Origin of the sequence: Corynebacterium sp. MSK008, assembly GCF_030232585.1 — a bacterium.
Lineage (GTDB): Bacteria > Actinomycetota > Actinomycetes > Mycobacteriales > Mycobacteriaceae > Corynebacterium.
Genome location: NZ_JASPJX010000009.1, coordinates 46,592 through 64,408, shown reverse-complemented (window position 1 = coordinate 64,408; position 17,817 = coordinate 46,592). Strand labels below are relative to the sequence as shown.

At 63.6% G+C, this 17,817-nt stretch carries 20 protein-coding genes, 1 tRNA gene and 1 pseudogene; 13 read left to right on the top strand and 9 right to left on the bottom strand.

Features of this window, described 5'->3' with window-relative positions:
- Positions 1–18: 18 nt before the first annotated feature.
- A complete protein-coding gene (locus QP996_RS08545) occupies positions 19–1,092 on the top strand; it encodes a YlbL family protein (RefSeq protein WP_284872223.1) in 1,074 nt (357 codons plus the stop codon).
- Here QP996_RS08545 and QP996_RS08540 read toward each other — a convergent pair whose 3' ends face one another.
- Positions 1,093–1,818, bottom strand: coding sequence for a hypothetical protein (locus tag QP996_RS08540; RefSeq protein ID WP_502870214.1), 726 nt, complete (start codon positions 1,816–1,818; stop codon positions 1,093–1,095).
- A gap of 1 nt (position 1,819) precedes the next feature.
- Positions 1,820–2,308 carry a PPA1309 family protein gene (locus QP996_RS08535; RefSeq protein WP_284872267.1) on the bottom strand — a complete coding sequence of 163 codons (489 nt, stop codon included), beginning with the start codon at positions 2,306–2,308 and terminating at the stop codon, positions 1,820–1,822.
- Between the two features lie 169 nt (positions 2,309–2,477).
- Between QP996_RS08535 and QP996_RS08530 the strand changes: the two genes are divergently transcribed.
- From QP996_RS08530 to QP996_RS08510, 5 genes are all read left to right on the top strand, one after another.
- Positions 2,478–5,390, top strand: coding sequence for a UPF0182 family protein (locus QP996_RS08530; protein ID WP_502870218.1), 2,913 nt, complete (start codon positions 2,478–2,480; stop codon positions 5,388–5,390).
- A 159-nt stretch (positions 5,391–5,549) separates the two neighbouring features.
- A tRNA-Met gene (locus tag QP996_RS08525) sits at positions 5,550–5,623 on the top strand.
- Between the two features lie 465 nt (positions 5,624–6,088).
- Positions 6,089–7,111 carry a DUF4192 domain-containing protein gene (locus tag QP996_RS08520; RefSeq protein WP_284872221.1) on the top strand — a complete coding sequence of 341 codons (1,023 nt, stop codon included), beginning with the start codon at positions 6,089–6,091 and terminating at the stop codon, positions 7,109–7,111.
- A 162-nt stretch (positions 7,112–7,273) separates the two neighbouring features.
- Positions 7,274–7,417, top strand: a complete 144-nt coding sequence (locus QP996_RS08515) for a hypothetical protein (protein ID WP_284872220.1) — start codon at positions 7,274–7,276, stop codon at positions 7,415–7,417.
- 90 nt (positions 7,418–7,507) lie between these two features.
- Positions 7,508–7,939 carry a single-stranded DNA-binding protein gene (locus tag QP996_RS08510; protein WP_034997554.1) on the top strand — a complete coding sequence of 144 codons (432 nt, stop codon included), beginning with the start codon at positions 7,508–7,510 and terminating at the stop codon, positions 7,937–7,939.
- Here QP996_RS08510 and QP996_RS08505 read toward each other — a convergent pair.
- On the bottom strand, positions 7,936–8,364 hold the full coding sequence (locus QP996_RS08505; protein WP_256008564.1) for a recombinase family protein: 429 nt from the start codon (positions 8,362–8,364) through the stop codon (positions 7,936–7,938). The two genes, QP996_RS08510 and QP996_RS08505, sit on opposite strands and share 4 nt — an antisense overlap.
- A 196-nt stretch (positions 8,365–8,560) precedes the next feature.
- Between QP996_RS08505 and QP996_RS08500 the strand changes: the two genes are divergently transcribed.
- The 4 genes from QP996_RS08500 (at position 8,561) to QP996_RS08485 (ending at position 10,208) form a co-directional block, all read left to right on the top strand.
- Complete coding sequence (locus QP996_RS08500) at positions 8,561–9,106, top strand: TetR/AcrR family transcriptional regulator (RefSeq protein ID WP_034666346.1); 546 nt, start codon at positions 8,561–8,563, stop codon at positions 9,104–9,106.
- Positions 9,103–9,462, top strand: coding sequence for a DMT family transporter (locus QP996_RS08495; protein WP_034666344.1), 360 nt, complete (start codon positions 9,103–9,105; stop codon positions 9,460–9,462). The genes QP996_RS08500 and QP996_RS08495 overlap by 4 nt, the downstream gene beginning before the upstream one ends.
- Positions 9,459–9,788, top strand: coding sequence for a DMT family transporter (locus QP996_RS08490; protein ID WP_034666342.1), 330 nt, complete (start codon positions 9,459–9,461; stop codon positions 9,786–9,788). Before QP996_RS08495 ends, QP996_RS08490 begins: the two co-directional genes overlap by 4 nt.
- 105 nt (positions 9,789–9,893) lie before the next feature.
- Positions 9,894–10,208 (top strand): NIPSNAP family protein, encoded by a 315-nt coding sequence (locus QP996_RS08485; RefSeq protein ID WP_230208643.1) that lies wholly within the window; start codon positions 9,894–9,896, stop codon positions 10,206–10,208.
- Positions 10,209–10,471: 263 nt separating this feature from the next.
- On the opposite strand, the pseudogene QP996_RS08480 reads toward QP996_RS08485, so the two are convergent.
- The 6 genes and pseudogenes from QP996_RS08480 to merA form a co-directional block, all read right to left on the bottom strand.
- A pseudogene (locus tag QP996_RS08480) lies at positions 10,472–10,622 on the bottom strand (IS481 family transposase); the annotation flags it as partial.
- A gap of 375 nt (positions 10,623–10,997) precedes the next feature.
- Positions 10,998–11,954, bottom strand: coding sequence for a cytochrome c biogenesis CcdA family protein (locus QP996_RS08475; protein WP_034666335.1), 957 nt, complete (start codon positions 11,952–11,954; stop codon positions 10,998–11,000).
- Positions 11,951–12,433: a TlpA family protein disulfide reductase gene (locus tag QP996_RS08470; protein ID WP_141745922.1), complete on the bottom strand. Its 483-nt coding sequence runs from the start codon at positions 12,431–12,433 to the stop codon at positions 11,951–11,953. Before QP996_RS08470 ends, QP996_RS08475 begins: the two co-directional genes overlap by 4 nt.
- 119 nt (positions 12,434–12,552) lie before the next feature.
- Complete coding sequence (gene merT, locus QP996_RS08465) at positions 12,553–12,876, bottom strand: mercuric ion transporter MerT (RefSeq protein WP_500683253.1); 324 nt, start codon at positions 12,874–12,876, stop codon at positions 12,553–12,555.
- Between the two features lie 18 nt (positions 12,877–12,894).
- On the bottom strand, positions 12,895–13,548 hold the full coding sequence (merB, locus tag QP996_RS08460; protein WP_101733959.1) for an organomercurial lyase MerB: 654 nt from the start codon (positions 13,546–13,548) through the stop codon (positions 12,895–12,897).
- A 34-nt stretch (positions 13,549–13,582) separates the two neighbouring features.
- Positions 13,583–15,007: a mercury(II) reductase gene (gene merA, locus QP996_RS08455; protein ID WP_284806782.1), complete on the bottom strand. Its 1,425-nt coding sequence runs from the start codon at positions 15,005–15,007 to the stop codon at positions 13,583–13,585.
- A gap of 108 nt (positions 15,008–15,115) precedes the next feature.
- Between merA and QP996_RS08450 the strand changes: the two genes are divergently transcribed.
- From QP996_RS08450 to QP996_RS08440, 3 genes are all read left to right on the top strand, one after another.
- Entirely contained in the window at positions 15,116–15,505 is a 390-nt protein-coding gene (locus QP996_RS08450; protein ID WP_004601215.1) for a heavy metal-responsive transcriptional regulator, read from the top strand.
- Between the two features lie 87 nt (positions 15,506–15,592).
- Positions 15,593–16,303, top strand: a complete 711-nt coding sequence (locus QP996_RS08445; protein ID WP_284872219.1) for an IS6-like element ISCef5 family transposase — start codon at positions 15,593–15,595, stop codon at positions 16,301–16,303.
- Positions 16,304–16,980: 677 nt separating this feature from the next.
- Complete coding sequence (locus tag QP996_RS08440; protein ID WP_284872218.1) at positions 16,981–17,787, top strand: hypothetical protein; 807 nt, start codon at positions 16,981–16,983, stop codon at positions 17,785–17,787.
- Positions 17,788–17,817: the final 30 nt, after the last annotated feature.

Here is a 17,817-nt window from a genome sequence, read left to right as displayed (position 1 = left end):
GCGCTAGAATCTGCGCCCATGTCCAAAGCACGCGAAGCACGAAACCGGCGGTGGTCGACCCTGGTCTGGGGGTCCATCCCCGTCGTGCTGCTGGCAGGTGCGCTGACCGCGGACCACATCCCGGGCACCGACATCCGCCTGACCGTGCCGTACGCGGCGGAAGGGCCGGGGCCCACCTTTGACACGCTCGGCGAGGTCGGCGGCGAGCCCGTCGTTGACATCGAGGGCGCGGAGACGCTGGATACCGGCGGCAAGCTGAACATGACCACCGTGTCCGTGCGCACGAACATGACGCTCGGCCAGGCGCTGGGACGTTGGATCGCCACCGACGACACCATCGTGCCGGTGGAGCAGATCATGCCGCCGGATTTGGACGAGGACCAGGTGCGCGAGTTTAACCAGCAGGCGTTTGTCGCCTCCGAGGCCTCCGCGACGGTGGCGGCCATGCACTACTTGGACCGCCCAACCACGGTGGTGGTGCACGACGTGATGGAAGGCAGCGCCTCCGAGGGGCTTCTGCAGCCCGAGGATCTGATCACCGCGGTTGCCGGCGAGAAGGTGCAAACACCGCAGGAAGTCCAGGCCGCCGTGCGCGCCAAGACCCCCGGCGAGACGATCGAAGTCACCGTCGAGCGCGACGGCAACGAACGCACCGAGGCGATGGAGCTGAGGGAGAACCCGCACGAGAAGGGCCAGCCCATGCTGGGCATTCTCATGACGTCCGAGCCGGCCGGCGGCATCAGCGTGAACTACAACCTCAACGACATCGGCGGGCCGAGCGCCGGCATGATGTTCTCCCTGGCCGTCATCGACAAGCTCACCCCGGGTGCGCTCAACGGCGGCAAGTTTGTCGCGGGCACCGGCACGATCAATGAGGACGGCGAGGTCGGCCCAATCGGCGGCATCACCCACAAGATCCGCGCCGCCGAAGACGATGGCGCGGAGCTGTTCTTGGCGCCCGGCGGCAACTGCGGCGCCGTGACACGCGTGGACACCGAGCACATGACGGTGGCGAAGGTGGACAACCTCGCCGAGGCTGTCCAGGCGATGGAGGATTTCGCTGCGGGCCGCGACGTGCCCGCCTGCGAGTAGCTACTGCTTGGCCAGCCCCAGGTCGTAGATGCGCTGGCGCGGATCGTCCTGGTCGGTGGAGATCAGCTGCTGCATCACCTGACCGGCCTCGTTGTCCACCACGGTGATGATCGCGGAGGTGCCGAGTGTGGACCAGCCCACCACGCGGTCGCCGTTGTCCTCCACTACGCGCGAGGAGCGCAGCTCCGTCAAAAGCTGCGTCGTGGAGGCGGCCTTGGAGTCGGAGTCGAAGAACTGGAATTGGCCGACGCCCTCGCCGGAGCAGTCGAAGGAGCCGCTCAAACCGCCAGCGGCGCAGTCGTCGAACTGGTCGAAGAACTCTTCCGGCGCCAGCGTGGAGAAGCGCTCGCGCACTTCTGCCAGCGCATCAACTTCCTGCTTCTTTCCGCTTGTCGACGTCGCATCCGCCGTGCCCGCAGCAGTCTTCTTCGACGACGATTTCGTGGACGCGGCAGTTGTGGAAGACGACACCGAGCGGGACGCAGTCTCGCTTCGCGTCGACGTCACCGTTGCAGTGTCAGTATCGGTGCTCGCGCCGGTTTCGGGGCCGGTCTGCTCCGGCTCGCTCGGCAGCGTCTCCGTGGAGGTGATCTCCGGTGCGCGGGTATCGGGATCCTCGGAGTCGGAATCGTTGGAGCACGCCGTAAGCGTCAGCGCTGCGGCGGTGGCGACGGCGATGACGGAGACGGAAGGGGACCAGGCGCGGGAAGTAGGCACAACCGACATTCTAAACCAGCTCGTCCGGGTCCTGCTCGAGGCCGTAGCGCAGCGCCGCCACAACGCCCGGGGCCACGCCGGGCCCGCCGCGCAGCTCGATGTCGTCCTGGGCGAACGCGCCGCGCTCCTCAAGCTCCTCCTCGGTCAAGCGCAGCTGCAGCAGCGTCTGCTCGATGTCCTCTTCGCGCAGCACGCCGGAGAACAGGCGTGCCGGGCGTGGCTCGGCGTCCTCGCCGGCGGAGGCGTCCTTGAACACGATCTCCTGGGCAAGGATCACGCCTTCGACTTCTCGCGGCCAGGCGATGCGGGAGACGTACTCGCCCAGTTCCTCGGAGCCGGGCAGGATGTGCTCGGGGAGATCTTGGACTACCAGTGTTAACGGGGAAGAGTCGTCGAGGTGGCCCAGCTCGTCGACAAGCAACTGCGTCGGCACCAGGCCGAACAAGGTTGGGGGAGCGTCCCACCCCTCCGCGTGGACGAACTCGACGGCCTCCATCATGGCCTTATTTAATGCTTGCTGTTCGCGCACGGGAACCCTCCGGGCAAGTTTGACGTTGAATTATTTAAGCTTGAAGCTTAACTGCGTTGCACACACTAATTCCTAAGGAGCAGGCTTGGCTACCCGCCTCAATCGGCCACAACCACGCGCCAAGAAACCGAACAAGGGGTTGTTAACCACCATCGGTGTCTTGGGCATCATTCTTTTCCTCCTGCCAATGGCAGTCGGGCTGTACACCGACTTCCTGTGGTTCGGGGAGGTGGACTTTAGGGGCGTGTTCAACCGCGTGATCTTGGTCCGCATGGTGCTGTTTGTCATCTTCGCGCTGATCGGCGGCGCGATCACCTGGATTGCCGCCCGGCTTGCGTGGCGCGGCAGGCCCCAGGAGCAAGCCACGCCGTTCGACCAGGCCGCCCAGTACCGCCAGCAGGTGCAGCAGAGCGTGCGCGGCATGCTGGTGTGGGTGCCGGTTGTCGTGGCCATCCTGTCCGGCCTGGCCGGCCAGCGCATGTGGCGCGTGTTCATGCTCTGGTTCAACGGCGGCGAGTTCGGCTCCACCGACGCGCAGTTTGGCAAGGACTTAGGCTTCTACGCGTTTACCCTGCCCGGCATCTCCGCAGTGGTGGACACGCTGTCCATGCTGCTGCTGGTGGCGTTTTTGGTCGCCGCGGTGGGCCACTACCTGCTGGGCGGCATCCGCATCGGCAACAAGGTCTCCGGCATCTCCGGCTTTATTAGCAAGGACGCGCGCATTCAGCTCGCCGTCACCGCTGGCCTGTGGATGCTGCTGAAGGCTGTGAGCTACTGGCTGGAGCGCTACTACCTGCTCTACGGCAAAAACGACATTTTCACCGGTGCCTCCTACACCACCGTCAACGCGATGCTGCCGGCGAAGATCATCCTCACCGTCATTGCAGTTGTGGTGGCCGCGGCGTTCTTCGCCTCCATCGTCTACCGCGACTTCCGCATCCCCGTGCTGGCCACCGTGCTCATGCTGCTGTCCTCCCTGGTGGTGGGCAACGTCTGGCCGGCGCTGATGGAGCAGTTCTCCGTCAAGCCCAACCGCCAGGCCAAGGAGTACGAATACATCGGCCGCAACATCGAGGCCACCCGCGAGGCGTACGGGCTTACGGACGACAACGTGACCTACCTGGAGGACTGGGGCGCAGGCAACACCTCCAACTCCGATGTCGCCTCCGACGCGGCCACGATTTCGAACCTGCGCCTTTTGGACCCGGAGATCATCTCTCCGACGTTTACCCAGAACCAGCAGCTGCGTAACTTCTACGGCTTCCCGGACCAGCTGGCCATGGACCGCTACGAGGTGGACGGCGAACTGCGCGACTTCGTGGTTGCGGCCCGCGAGATGGATCCGAACGCGCTGAGTGAGAACCAGCAGGACTGGATTAACCGCCACACGGTGTACACCCACGGCAACGGGTTTATCGCTGCCCAGGCCAACACCGTGGACGAGGCGGCGCAGGACGCCGGCTCCACCCGCGGCGGCCTGCCCATCTTCACGGTGTCCGACCTGCAATCCAACGCCGCCGCCAAGGCCTCCGAGGACGCAGAAGAGCTGGGCATCAAGGTCGACGAGCCGCGCATCTACTACGGCCCGGTGATCGCCTCTGCCGAGGACGGCTTGGACTACGCCATTGTGGGCGAGACCGGCCAGGGCCCGGTGGAGTACGACACGGACAACTCCACCTACACCTACGACGGCAAGGGCGGCGTGGACATCGGCAACATCTTCAACCGCCTCGCCTACACGGTGAAATACCAGGAGCTCAATTTCCTGCTGTCCGACCGCGTCGGCGGCGACTCCAAGGTGCTCTACGACCGTGACCCGCGCACTCGTGTGGAGAAGGTCGCCCCGTGGCTGACCACGGACTCCAAGACTTACCCGGCCGTGGTGGACGGCCGCGTGAAGTGGATCGTGGACGGCTACACCACGCTGTCCCAGATGCCGTACTCCACGCGCACCTCCCTGCAGGACACCACTCAGGACGCGCTGAACCCGGACGGCACCACCCAGCGCCTGATCACCGACAACGTCGGCTACATCCGCAACTCCGTCAAGGCCACCGTGGACGCCTACGACGGCTCCGTGGAGCTCTACGCCTTCGACGAAACCGACCCGGTGCTCAAGGCCTGGCAGGGTGTGTTCCCGGACACGGTGCGCCCGGCATCCGACATCTCGGATTCGCTTCGCGAGCACCTGCGTTACCCGGAGGATCTGTTCAAGGTCCAGCGCGACCTGCTGGCGCGCTACCACGTGGATGACCCGGGCGTGTTCTTCAACAACGACGCCTTCTGGTCCGTGCCGAACGACCCGACCGCACCGGAGGGCCGCGGGCAGCTGAACCAGCCGCCGTACTACGTGGTGGCGGCCGACCCGGAGACCGACAAGGCCTCCTTCCAGCTGATCACCCCGTTCCGCGGCTTGAACCGCGAGTTCCTGTCCGCGCACATGGCGGTGTCCTCCGACCCGGAGACCTACGGCGACATCACCGTGCGCGTGCTGCCGACGAACAAGCAGACCCAGGGCCCGAAGCAGGCGCAGGACGCCCTGATGTCTTCCGACCAGGTCGCCCGCGACCGCACGCTGTGGGAGGGCACCAACGACCTGAAGAACGGCAACTTGCTCACCCTGCCGGTGGGCGGCGGCGAGATCCTCTACGTCGAGCCGATCTACTCGCAGCGCAAGGACCAGGCATCGGCCTTCCCGAAGCTGCTGCGCGTGCTGGTGTTCTACCGCGGCCAGGTGGGCTACGCCCCGACGATCTCCCAGGCGCTTGACCAGGTTGGCATCCACTCGGAGGCTGCCCAGGACATCGACGTTGTGGACGAGAACCAGGACGACGCCAAGCCGGAAGGTGGGAACCAGGAGGCGAAGCCGGAAGGCGAGGCCCAGCCGGAGGGCAGCGAGGACGCTCCGCAGGTGAACAAGGACGAGGCGATGAACAACATCAACGACGCCCTGCGCAACCTGGAGAGCGCCCGCGACGGCTCCTTCGAGGAGTACGGCCGCGCCCTGGACCGCCTGGACCGTGCGGTGGAGGAGTACCAGCGGGCGCAGTAAGGCCCGGTAAGCACGGCTCGCGTCAGCGCGCCACCTGAAAGCAAAAACGATAGCGCCAAACCACCGTTGAACAGGAGGTTTGGCGCTATTAGTTGGTGTATGTATAGTAATTCCACGTTGCCGGTTACGGCGACAGGCGATAATCACATAAACGCCCGACGCGGGGTGGAGCAGCTCGGTAGCTCGCTGGGCTCATAACCCAGAGGTCGTTGGTTCGAATCCAGCCCCCGCTACTAAGATAAGGCCCCTACCAGTGGAAACGCTGGTAGGGGCCTTCTTCATTTTGTGATCGGATCGCCATTTGGTGCACTAGCTGGTGCACTAGGGTCAAAATCCTGCACCAAACGGAACTGCGACGCTCCAACGACGCGGCGCAGGTTTTCGGTGCATTGCTTAGTGATTGCTAGGACGGCAGCAACGAAGGAACGCCACGGGAGTCGGCAGTTCGAGGAAAGCAACTGCGAACTGCTGTGCAAGTCTCACAACCGCGCCAAAGGTAACGCTTAACCAGCGGCGACGCGGGGATCTAACAATGCTGCGTCGCTAGCGCTCGCACCCAGCGAGCGAGCATCAGGCTGCGCTAGCGACGCCGAGCGCACAAAGGCACTGCACTGCGGGGATACGCCTGCGACCGGCAGAGCCGGACTGAATACGGGATTGACCACGTTCACCCCGTATTCGTGCAAAGGAGCACTGCCATGTCCACTCATTCCCACACGCTTGCATCTCACGGCGAGATCCTCGCGAACCTCCCCGGCATCCTCGGCTTCTACCCGAACAACTCGCTGATCCTCGCGTTCTTCGTCGACGACGAGGGCGTCGACACCGTCCGCCTCGGCCCGGTCGCGCGGTTCGATCTGGACGAGGCCGTGGAGAAGCTCACCGAGAGTCGCGAGCGGTTCGCAGCGTGGGTCCACCACCTCGAACTCGACGCTGTTATCGCGTACATGATCAGCGATGACATTGCGCAGCCGGTCTTTGACGAGACGGCCACGTATCTCACTAGTGGGGCAGTGCACCTACCGCCGCTGCTCGGGGTGGTGCAAGTGCCCGAGATCGTCACCGGGGCTGCGTGGTGGTCTGTGTACCACCATCCGCTCATCGACGAGCCGCGCCACGGCGTTGTCGGCGAGGTCGCCGCATCGGCGGCGCTGCGGCAGATGCTAGAGCACACCGGCGAGCTGCCGGAGCCGAGCAAAGACGACATCGAGGCACGCCTGAACAGCACCGATCACGGCATCGACGCTGCCGAGCACGCCGACATCATCGAAGACGCGCTGGCGTATATCCCGCCCATGTTCTCCGACGTGCTGCAGCGTGAATACGAGCAGGCGGCGGCAGGAATAACCCAGCCGAGCACGCGCGCTGTTCGATCGGCGCTGAAATGCTTCACCACGCCGCGCTTGCGAGACGCGCTGCTCGCGGCGCTGCTCGATGACCCGCAGGCGGGCCTACGGTTCGCGGAGCAGGTTATGCGTGCTGTCCCGACCAGCTGGCCAGGGATGCGCGCGCAGCTCACCACCACGGTTGCCGTGCTTGCGCACGCCACAGGCCAGCCGGGACTAGCTGGCGTGGCCGCGCACCGAGCCACCGAGATCGGGCCAGACGAGAACTTCCCGTCGTTGGTGGCGAAGCTGACCGACATCGGCCAAGGCGAGCGGATGGTCGAACTCGTCCGCGAGGGCGCCGAGAAGACCCGCACGATCTTGTTCACCGAGTAGCACCACACACCCCGTTGCAGCGATGCAACGGGGTTTCTTTTTTTTCTCGTCGGCCGTGGCTTGCGACAGCAGACACTTCAACGAGGCAGGGGAGCGACCCCTAGACAGCAGAGCTGTCTCCAACAGACGGATTGACCACCAATCCGAACAAGGAGGCACGTGATGCGCGACATCACCCACACCGACCTGGAACTGCTCTACCAGCTCGCCGACGGCATCGACGGCGAGGACGCCGATCCGGGTGCAGCACAAGAACTGCGCGACCTAGAGACGGCAGGCACGCCGCTGCCCTGGGCAGTGCTGTAACGACAGCGCAACCCCCCGCAGCAGCAAAGCAGCTGCTTCAACACCCACATTGCACGGCAATTCACACCCACCCACATAAGGAGAACCATCATGTCCAACCCCTTCAACAACGGCACCATCGTCGGCAACGCAGCTCGCGCACCGAAGCTGTTCGAGCACGCAAACGGCGGTGCGACGGTGAAGCTCAGCGTCTATGCGCGCAACACCTTCAAGAACAAGGCCACCGGCAAGGTGGAAAGCGAGATCGTGGAGCTGACCGGCTACGTCCAGGACGCGAAGAACCCCGGCGTGTTCGGCTGCATCGGGTCCGGCGACCGTGTCGCAGTGAGCTACTCGCTGAAGACCGACGTCTACACCGACAAGGACGGTGTGAAGCACTACCCGCTGGTCGCCCGTATCGACACCGTGCAGCTGATCGACTCCAAGAAAGAGTCCGCTGCGCGCGCAGCCCGTCGCGGAGGCGAGGCGGCGAACGCCGCCCTGGCTGGCGCTGACGCCGACAACGACGAAGCACCGTTCTAACAACGACACCCCGCAGGGAAACCTGCGGGGTTATTTTTTTCAACTATTTCACGGTGTTGATCCAGCTCTTTCACGGCCTTACCCAACTGAACAAAACCCAACAGCCCTAGCATCAGCTTGGCGATCGGGGTGGAGTCTTTTGAGTAGGTCTGTCCCTCCTTGAGGAACTTCACCGACACTCCTTTGCTGACTAGCTCGTCAACAATGGCGTACAGATCCGTCAGTGAACGCGCGCACCGATCCATCGACGTGACGACAAGCTGATCTCCTGCACGGACATATCGCATTGCTTCATCAAGTCCAGGGCGCTCACGCGATCCACCACTGGCCTTATCCGTGTAATAGGTGAAGACCTTCTCTGCCTTGAGTTGTTCAATCTGACGATCAAGGTTCTGATCTTTCGAACTCACCCGGGCATAGCCCACCTTTTGTCCTGAGATCGCCCCCAACTGTTCAGTGATCTCCAGAGGCAGTGACGGTTCTGTTCCGTTAGTCTTGGAACTAACCCTAGCGAACAGGAAGTTTTTTCATTCACAAATTGTTCGCTTGGGGTGTACCCCAGGTGCCCCTACCAGTGCCCGCAGTTGAAGGCTTCACCTACCAAATGGTAAAGTTAGCTATATGCGAACCAGTCAGCGCTCCGAGATCCTGGAAGCTGCCCTCCGCGTCATGAACGCAGCGGAGGGTGGCGACATTACCCTTGACGCAGTGGCCCACGAGGCCGGGCTCACCAAACCGGGATTGCTATATCACTTCCGCAACCGCGACGTACTGCTCGCCGCGATCGTCGACCACGCTGCGGCCAACGTCGAGAACGACATGACTGCCACCCTTGGCAAGCCCCTCGAGAACGCCAACGCCACCGAGCGGCTCCTGAGCTACGTTCACGTCGCCGCCCACGGGGCCGCCAAGCGCGCCGAGTTCATCATCTGGGGCCAAGCGACGTACCGGCCCGAACTCACCGAACCGTGGACTACGCGGATGGGCCGCTGGCTCGAACTCCCGGACGATCTCGACGCCGCCACCCGAGCCAGGCTGACCACCGCCCGACTCGCCGCCGACGGACTCTGGGGCGCCCAGGCCACAGGTGTGTCCACCCTCCACGGCGCGGATCTCGAAGCCGTCGTCTCCAGCATTCGCTCCCTGATCGAAGGAACAACCCCATGAAGCAGTGGTTCCTGCTCGCTGGTGCCATCACTACCGAAGTGGCGGCGACGCTGTCTCTCAAGGCGGCGCTCAATCACCCATCCTGGTACATCGTGGTTGCTGCCGGATACATCGGCACTTTCGTCTTCCTCACCTTCTGCCTGCGCGAAGGAATGCAGATCGGCGTCGCCTATGGCATCTGGGGAGCCAGCGGGGTCGTGCTCGCCGCTGTGCTATCCGCCGCGATTTTCGGTGAACCTCTGACTGCTGTGATGGGTCTTGGAATGGTTCTGATCATCAGCGGTGTCCTCACCGTCGAACTCGGCTCCCAGAAAGCTCAGCAAACCGCAGCCCAGGAAGCAGGAGTCAACTCATGAGATGGATCTTCCTCGCAGGCGCCATCTTGTCCGAAGTCGTCGCGACCATGTCGCTACGAGCCTCCGACGGTGGCCGGGTGAAGAAATGGTTCATCGGCGTCATCGCGGGGTATCTCGTGGCGTTCGTCGCCTTAAGTCTCGCCTTGGCCGACGGCATGGCCCTTGGCGTCGCCTACGGCATCTGGGCAGCATCCGGCGTAGCTCTCACCGCGATCCTCGCCCGGGTCATCTTCCACGAACCCCTCACCCGAACCATGGCCCTCGGCATCCTCTTCATCGCCGTCGGAGTTCTCACCGTTGAAATCGGCGCCAACTTGGCGAACTGACGCATTTCCGCAGGTAAACCAGGCAGATTGGTGTGCCCCAGGTGCACCACGAGGCGCACAGACAAAGGCTCCCCAATGAGCGCCTGTGGGCCTAGCGTTGTGGATGTGATCACCTGTGTCGTCCACTACACCATCGACCCCGACCAGATCGCGGCCTTTGAACAGTTCGCCCGCGCTTGGATGCGGCATGTCGACGAACACGGCGGCACCCACCACGGGTACTACCTACCCGCGGAAGGTGTGAGTGACCGTGCGGAATCCCTGTTCAGCTTCCCCAGCCTGGCTGCCTACGAGCAGTACCGCACCTTGTTCGGCACCCACCCGGACTTCATCGCCGCTGACCGGATTCGAGACGAGTCCGGGTGCGTCCTGCGGTACGAGCGCACCTTCATGCGGCCGCTCCTACCCCAGGGACACTGAAAGGGACTCCGGCAGCACGCTCGGCACAACCCACAACGCCGCAGGTCAGCGCGTACAGATGGGTGTACCCCAAAAGCCTCATGTCTCGATTATGCCTCACAAACCCCTACCGAGCACCACCCTGCGACAACTTAGGGCGAGACGCTTTAGTGAGACGGGGAGGAGGCCAATTGCCCCATGAAACGGTCTCACATTCCAGTTCCTGCCGGGTGTCTCATAAAACTTTAGGTTTTCAGGACGCTCCGCGACCGCTAGTGGGCCATATAAGCGAGTCGGGTGTGGTCATCGACAGCGGCATGGACGTGGTCGAACCCGATCGGGTCTTCCGGTCGCGGATCGGTCGTGGACTCGCCAACCGCCGCTGTCGGGGATGCGGCTGAGTTTCTTCACATCGATATGGATGAGCTTGCCTGGCCACCAGCAACGCTCTCGCATGCGTGGTCAAGCGGGCGTTACCGTTGGGCATAGAGGCCTCCGGCAGTGAAGAACTAGACAGCTCCACTAAGCCAGGAGGCCTAACTATTTCACAAGACCGAAAGTGCCACCAACGTCACGGTCGAGTACAACTAGTGGGTGTCACTGTGGCTTTCCGAAGTCCACCACACTGACGTTCCCGTCATTGCGGGGGCGGTACAGAGGGCTCCTGACGGATTGCCCGAAGTCCTCTGCACGAATTGACTTCCGGCCTGATGCCGCTGTACCAACCTGTCCTGATAGGCGGGCGCCTCGTTTGCCAGAAGATGGGGCACGGTTCCCTCTCCCCCTTGCTTTTTGGGAGTCCTCGGCCAGCTACGGGATCGTGCCTGGCCGGTCCTCGGTCGAGTTGTTGTCCGGAGTTGGTGCGCAGCAGTCGGGTTCCCCGCTTTGCCCGGGGCCCTCGCCTGTGGGCGGCGTTCCCTGTCTGATGCGCAGTCTCCTGCGCCGGTTGAGGGCGGCCAATGCCGATGCGAGCACCACGGCTGCGGCGAGGGCTGCGATCAGGGTGCTGTTGTCGCTGATCCAGGCGCTGGCGGCGGCTGACCATACGGCGAGGCTGTTGGCCTGTGCGGTTCCGCCGGTGGCGGCGGGATACCAATACCAGCTGAGGTAGGCGCCGGTTATGGTGAGGATGAAGGCGGCGATGCGGTTGCTGTGCTTGGCCAGGCCGGTGATTCTTCGCCCGAGGGCGGCCCCGGCGATGGACGTGCCTGCCGAAACGAGCACCAGGACAGTGGCCGAGCCTGCGGCGTAGGCGGCGAAGACCGCGAGCAGCCCGGCGTAGCTGGCGACGGCCTGGGCTTGGGCGATCACGGCCAGGAGCACCCCGAGGGTGCAGCCGAGGGATGCTGCGGCGTATCCGACCCCGAAGGCCACCATGCGCCCGGTTTTGTGCCCTGCCCCTGCGGCTTCTTGTGTGCGGGGTTTCGTGGCCCAGGCCGGCAGACGGAGCCGTGGTGTGAGTCCGGTGAGCATGGCCAGGCCCAGCAGGAGAAGGATCACCCCGGTGGCCATTCCCAGCCAGGGCGCTGCGCTGATCAGGGTCCTGGCGCCCGCGCTGACGATCAGCCCGAAGGCTGCCAGGGTCCCGGCGAAGCCGAGGCTGAGCGCGAGCCCGGCCCGGAGCCCGTGGGCCAGACGCAGCGCGAGCGGGCGCGTCCGGGCGTCCCCGATGGTCTGGGCTATCCAGGCGGGCAGGAGGGCGAAACCGCAGGGATTGACCGGGGCAATCATTCCAGCGGCGAAGGCCAGGGCAAGCAGGGCTGTCATTGGGCACCGGCCTTGGTGAGTTCTTCTTGGATCTTTTCCGCAGACGGGTCGGTGGCCCGGAAGGTAACGTCACCCTTCGCGTCGACCACCACCAGGGTGCTCATGGAGGTGACCTTGTACCGGGTGGTCAGTGTGGCCCCGGTGTCGATGACGGCAGGGAGCTCAGGGGCCTTGATGTAATCGCGGAATCCGTTGATGGTCTCCTTCGGTTCTCGGGGGTCCACGTCCACCAGGAGGTAGTCGGCCGAGCTTCCCAGGGCCGTGGAGGCCTTGTTCAGGGAATCGGCCCCTTCCACACACTCACCGCATCCGACAGAGAAGAAGAACAGTGCTGCGGGCTTACCGTCCGGGATGGTCCGGGTAGTGCCGTCAATGTCGGAGACCGTAACAGCAACGGCACCGGCCGCGTCGGGCGACGAACCGCCTGGCGCGGCCGACGGGCCGCTCGGTGAGCTGGCGCAGGCGGTTGTCAGTGCCATGACCGCTGTCAGAAACAGGGCGGAGGCGAGGTGCCTGGGCCGGGGAACGGACAGAGAACGGCGGGATCTCGGGTATGTCATGGTGTCTGGTGGTTCCTTCCAGGAATGGGGATGGGGACTCAGGCGGTGCCGTGGTCGGTGCGGTGGTGCTCGGGGGATGCGGGAGGGCAGCAGTCGTCGGACCTGCGGCGTTTTCGCTGCCTGGTGACGGCGATGATCCCGGCCAGGAGCACCGTGGCGGCCGCGAGTAACACGAGGGGATTTGAGAAGAATCCGGCGATCGCGCCGAGGGCTCCGGCGGCGATGAGGATGGGTCCTGCGCAGCACAGGATCATGGCCGCTGCTATGCCGATTCCTGCGGCCAGTGTGTGGTATCGCCCGGGGCGACCGGTCTGCCGGACGGGTTGATGGCCGGTGTCTGGCTGTTCTGGGTGCTGGGTCATGTCATGTCCTTTTAAAGCTCAGCAGCAGGAGTCCTGCGCCGCGGGGGCCCGCGTGGCGGCCGCGGCGAGGAGGGCGGCGGCCATGGCGGCACCGGCCCGGTGTGCCGCCTCGATGTCCAGGACTTCGCCGTCGGGATGGGAATCCAACCACGGCTGGGCGTCCTCGCGGGAGGCGAAGTAGTGGACCTGGTTGCAGAACGATGACCGCACCGGCCCCGTGCCCGGGTGGCTGATGATGGACACGACGGCGGTGGCCGGCTGCACGGAGGTCACCGTGCCGTCCGCGCCCGTCATCACCCGGATGAGGGTCCCGCTACCCGGGGAGGTCGACTCAATGGTTGCGGCCTTCCCGATCAGGGCCGGGAAGAAGAGGGTGTCCAGGGCGCACCAGGTGTAGAGCTGTTCCCCGGCCAGGGTGAAGCGATGCGGGGTGGGCCGCATCGTCAGGGCCAGGCCGATGATGCGGCCCTCGTCGTCGTACTCGGTGTCCGGGACGGCGGCCAGTCCCTGCCGGACCGTGTCTTCGCTCCGGCCACTGGCGGTGGCCAGTTCGGCGACCGTGACGGGCTCGCCCTCGGCCAGGAGCCGCAGCAGCGGCACGAACAAGTCCGGGTCTATTCCGGAGCGCGCGGGGGACAACAGATAGGTGAGGGCCTGGTCGGTGGCGGTCATGGCATTCCTTTGCTTCGGTAGTGGGGGCTGCAGCTCAGGCGCAGCAGGAGAGCTTGGAGACGTCGGTGGTGAAGGCCTTGGCGGCGATCCTGATGCCCTCGGCCATCGTCAGGTAGGGGCTCCAGGCGGCGGCGACCTGCGCGGTGGTCATGCCCGCTTCGAGGATGTAGACGCCGGCGGCGGCGATTTCCCCGGCGTCCTTGGCCACCGCGGAGAGGCCCAGGATCCGTCCGGTGTCGCGGTCCGCGACAACCTTGATGAAGCCGCGGGTGTCGCGGTTGACCACGGCTCGCGGCACGTACTCCAGGGGGAGGACCCCGCACTCGCAGCTGATCCCGGCGGCGACAGCTTCCTTTTCCGTCATCCCGACCGCCCCGATGGCGGGACTGGTGAAGGTGACCCGGGGCAGGTGCCGGTAGTCGACCTCGGCCAGGGCATCGGTGAACGCATTGTCCACGGCCAGGGCGCCGTGGGCCGCTGCGACGTAAACGAACTCCCGATGGCCGGTCGCGTCCCCGGCGGCCCAAACCCGCGGGTTGGACGTGGCCAGGCGGGAATCGACCACGATCTCGCCGGATGCGCCGGTCTTCACCCCGACGGCGTCAAGGTCCAGTCCCTCGGTCACTGGGCGGCGGCCCAGTGCCACGAGGATGTGGGAAGCGCGGAACACCTCCTCGTCCCCGGCCACGTTTGCCGTCACCGAGACCCCGTCCGGGCCGGAGGCCACGGAGTCGGCCATGGCCCGCCGGACCACCCGGATCCCCTCGTCGGCGAACACCCCCGCCAACGCCTTGGATGCCTCCGGTTCCTCCTGCGAGGCCAACCGGGAACGGACCAGCATGGTCACCCGGGAGCCCAGCCGGGAGAAAAGCTGTGCCATCTCCAGGGCAACATAGCCTCCGCCCAGGATCAGCATTGATTCGGGCACCTCGTCCAGTTCCATCGCCGTCGTCGAGGTCAGGTACCCGGCCTCGGCCAGTCCGGGAACGGGGGGCACGTAGGGTGCGGAGCCAGTGGCCACGAGGTAGTGCCCGGCCTCGATCGTTCTCACTGCACCATCCGGGGAGATCACCCGGAGCAGCGGTGCGTCCTGGGTTCCGGTGAACGACGCGTCCCCCGAGATCATCGTCCACCCGTAGTCCGCGGCCAGATCGACGTACTTCTCCGTGCGCATGCTTTCAACCAGCGCGGCCTTGCCCTGAATCAGGGCCGGCATGTCCACCGGGCCCGCCGAGGCCGCCACCCCAGGGAAGCGGGCCGAATCCAACGCCACGTGGCGGGCCTCCGCGGCAGCCAGGAGCGCCTTCGACGGGACGCAGCCCGTGTTCACGCATGTCCCGCCCACGGTGCCGCGCTCCACCATCACGACGCGCTTGCCCAGCCCGGTGGCCCGGATCGCGGCCGCAAACGCTCCGCCGCCGGAACCAATAATCGCCAGATCGAACTTTTCGTTTGTCATTCCAGATGTCTCTTCCCTGTGGTTCAAAAGTTCCTATGGAACCATTGTGAACCTTCCAGTACAATGGAAGGTCAAGTGTGGTGGCCATTGGAAGGGGAATCGGCGAACATGAGGATCGGACAGCTTGCGGAAGCAACCGGAACCACGACCAAGACCCTGCGGTTCTACGAGGAGTCGGGGCTGCTCCCTCCGGCCGAGCGATTGGCCTCCGGCTATCGGGACTACGCCGAGGATGCCGTGGGTCGGGTCGGGTTCATCCACCGGGGCCAGGCCGCCGGGCTGACCCTCGCCCAGATCCGCCAGATCCTCGACATCCGCGACGGCGGCCAGGCGCCCTGCGAGCACGTGCGCGACCTGCTTGACGTGCGCCTCGCTGAGATCGAGCAGCAGATCGCGCAGCTCTCCGTGCTGCGCGACACTATCGCGGACCTCAGACAGGACGCCGCACACCCGGACCCTGAAACGTGCAGCACCGATCAAGTGTGTAGGTACTTGTAATCCAATTGGGCACACCTCCTGGACCGCCAAAAGGGTGCTGTTGCAAAGTTCGGGCGACAGGAAGACCTGCGTGAAATAATCACAGCCATGGGCATCTTCTCCGGTCGTCATTTCCCCCGTGAAATCATCCTGTGGGCGGTCCGGTGGTACTGCCGCTACGGGCTCAGCTACCGCGATCTGGAAGAAATGATGACCGAACGCGGCGTACCGGTCGATCACAGCACCATCTACCGCTGGGTCCAGAAATATGCTCCTGAGCTGGACAAGCAGACCCGGTGGTACCGACAAGTCCCGGATTGGCAGGCCCGGTCCTGGCGGGTGGACGAGACCTATATCCGGGTCGGGGGAAAGTGGTGCTACCTCTATCGGGCCATCACCGCGGGTGGGCATACCCTGGATTTTTACCTGTCCCCAAAGCGTAATGTCGCCGCAGCGAAGCATTTCCTGGCCAAGACCCTGAGGTCGAACACGATAACCGGGTTCCCGCGGGTGATCAACACCGATAAAGCACCCTCGCTGGCCAGGGCAATCGCCGAGTTGAAGTCAGAGGGAATCTGCCCGCAGACCGTGGAACACCGGCAGGTGAAATACCTCAATAACGTCATTGAAGGAGATCATGGGCGGCTGAAACGGATCCTCGGACCGAAGGGGGCGTTCAAAAACCGGACCTCGGCGTACCGGACGTTGAAAGGGATGGAAGCGATGCACTCATTACGGAAAGGCCAGGGCGCGATGTTTGCCTACGAGCAACCGAACCCGGATGCGGTGATCGTCAGCCGGGTGTTCGAGGCTGCCTGAGAACGCCGACCCGCAGCGAGCATCAGAGGATGAAGACTGGGTCGTCACGGCTCTCCGCCTGAAGTTTGCAACAGCACCGAATGTGTCACGAACCCCGAATCCAAATCTCGTGGTTAATCGGAGCCATGACGGGTGTAATAACGCGCGGTGTCAAAAGTGCGGTAGAGGAGTGCACTATCGCGCGAAAAAAGAGGTTTTGAACAGGAGTTTTGCTGGTTCCGTGATGGATGTTGCGCGGTGACAAAAGGCGTTCCAAGAGATCCGCCTCAGTTCAGCGCTCTACGTCGTTGTCTTTAGTCTTCACGGTGTAGAAGCGTCCTTTAACCTGCATGGATACAGGGGTCCGTACGCTGACTTGATGTAGTTGTTGTTGGAGTAGTCATTCGCGTGCATCAGTTGCATCATCTCCTGGATCTCGTTGTAGGTAGAGGATGTTCTGCGCGTTGGGCTGGATGTGCGCACCGGCGCGGGCGAAGCGATGCGGGGTTGGGTGGGGCCAAAAGTGATTCCGACGAACAAGTGTGTCTTGGTCGCCTGCTAAGGTTACCTGAATTAAACTCGCCCATATCCTGAAGGAAGCCTTGAAAAATCGAAGAATTGCGGTCGCTCTTGTCCTGGGAGTGACTGTCGGTACTACCGGGACGGTTCAACCCCTCGCCTTGGGCGCCGATCGCACAATGGCAGAACGCTTCGATCCTGTGATTGAGGCCGCTCCGAAACCATTCGGTTTGAAAGATTCTGCCGAGTGGGTAACCGTCTCAGGTTTGCCTGAAGGAACCGTGTACGAGATTCACGACCAAAACAGGGGAAGCGGAATCAAGCAGGATGGTCTTCTTGTGCAACCTGCATGGGGGGCACGTTACGAAGAACTTCTGTTGCAGATTTTCCCAAAGGAGCACGCCTCGAAAGAGAATAATCCGTACTCGAAAGGGAAAAACTCTAACAAGGTCAGATTCCACGTCACCTATCCAGATGGGTCAGAAGAGATCTACACGCACAACTTCGTCGTGTACCCAGCGCAGCGATATGTGCATAACCCGCACCTTTACTCAAATTTGGTTGACACCAACTCGTGGAACTCTCTCACATTTAGTGATTTGCCTAGTGGCACCACTGTTGTGCCGATGGATGTTCCCAACGGATGGGAGGCACAGTCAGCCGTGACCTCTCTCGATGTAAAACCCTCCAAGGCTGGCAACGCAGAGATCGTGGTCCGTTTCGATTACTCTGACGGGAGCTCGGAGCTCTCCACACTTCAGCTGCAGGCTCGAAGTGTCACACCCGAAACGGCTCAGCCCCCCTCAATTGCTACCGAAACTTTGGCTCCTACAAAGACCCCGGCCATTTCTCAGACGCCGAAGCAGGATAGCGGAAGCTCCACGGGTGCGATCATCGCGATCGTGATCGGCCTTCTTGGCCTTATCGGTGGTATTGGCGCTGTGTTGGTCAGTAACCCGCAGCTGCAAGCGGCATTGCCGTTCTAGCACCTTATCTACCTTCCCCAGATTTTCCAT

Coding starts and splice junctions, on each gene's coding strand:
- QP996_RS08545 (WP_284872223.1), top strand. CDS start 19: ATGTCCAAAGCACGCGAAGCACGAAACCGGCGGTGGTCGACCCTGGTC.
- QP996_RS08540 (WP_502870214.1), bottom strand. CDS start 1,818: ATGTCGGTTGTGCCTACTTCCCGCGCCTGGTCCCCTTCCGTCTCCGTC.
- QP996_RS08535 (WP_284872267.1), bottom strand. CDS start 2,308: ATGATGGAGGCCGTCGAGTTCGTCCACGCGGAGGGGTGGGACGCTCCC.
- QP996_RS08520 (WP_284872221.1), top strand. CDS start 6,089: ATGTCCACTCATTCCCACACGCTTGCATCTCACGGCGAGATCCTCGCG.
- QP996_RS08515 (WP_284872220.1), top strand. CDS start 7,274: ATGCGCGACATCACCCACACCGACCTGGAACTGCTCTACCAGCTCGCC.
- QP996_RS08510 (WP_034997554.1), top strand. CDS start 7,508: ATGTCCAACCCCTTCAACAACGGCACCATCGTCGGCAACGCAGCTCGC.
- QP996_RS08500 (WP_034666346.1), top strand. CDS start 8,561: ATGCGAACCAGTCAGCGCTCCGAGATCCTGGAAGCTGCCCTCCGCGTC.
- QP996_RS08495 (WP_034666344.1), top strand. CDS start 9,103: ATGAAGCAGTGGTTCCTGCTCGCTGGTGCCATCACTACCGAAGTGGCG.
- QP996_RS08490 (WP_034666342.1), top strand. CDS start 9,459: ATGAGATGGATCTTCCTCGCAGGCGCCATCTTGTCCGAAGTCGTCGCG.
- QP996_RS08475 (WP_034666335.1), bottom strand. CDS start 11,954: ATGACAGCCCTGCTTGCCCTGGCCTTCGCCGCTGGAATGATTGCCCCG.
- QP996_RS08470 (WP_141745922.1), bottom strand. CDS start 12,433: ATGGCACTGACAACCGCCTGCGCCAGCTCACCGAGCGGCCCGTCGGCC.
- merT (WP_500683253.1), bottom strand. CDS start 12,876: ATGACCCAGCACCCAGAACAGCCAGACACCGGCCATCAACCCGTCCGG.
- merB (WP_101733959.1), bottom strand. CDS start 13,548: ATGACCGCCACCGACCAGGCCCTCACCTATCTGTTGTCCCCCGCGCGC.
- merA (WP_284806782.1), bottom strand. CDS start 15,007: ATGACAAACGAAAAGTTCGATCTGGCGATTATTGGTTCCGGCGGCGGA.
- QP996_RS08450 (WP_004601215.1), top strand. CDS start 15,116: ATGAGGATCGGACAGCTTGCGGAAGCAACCGGAACCACGACCAAGACC.
- QP996_RS08445 (WP_284872219.1), top strand. CDS start 15,593: ATGGGCATCTTCTCCGGTCGTCATTTCCCCCGTGAAATCATCCTGTGG.
- QP996_RS08440 (WP_284872218.1), top strand. CDS start 16,981: ATGGCAGAACGCTTCGATCCTGTGATTGAGGCCGCTCCGAAACCATTC.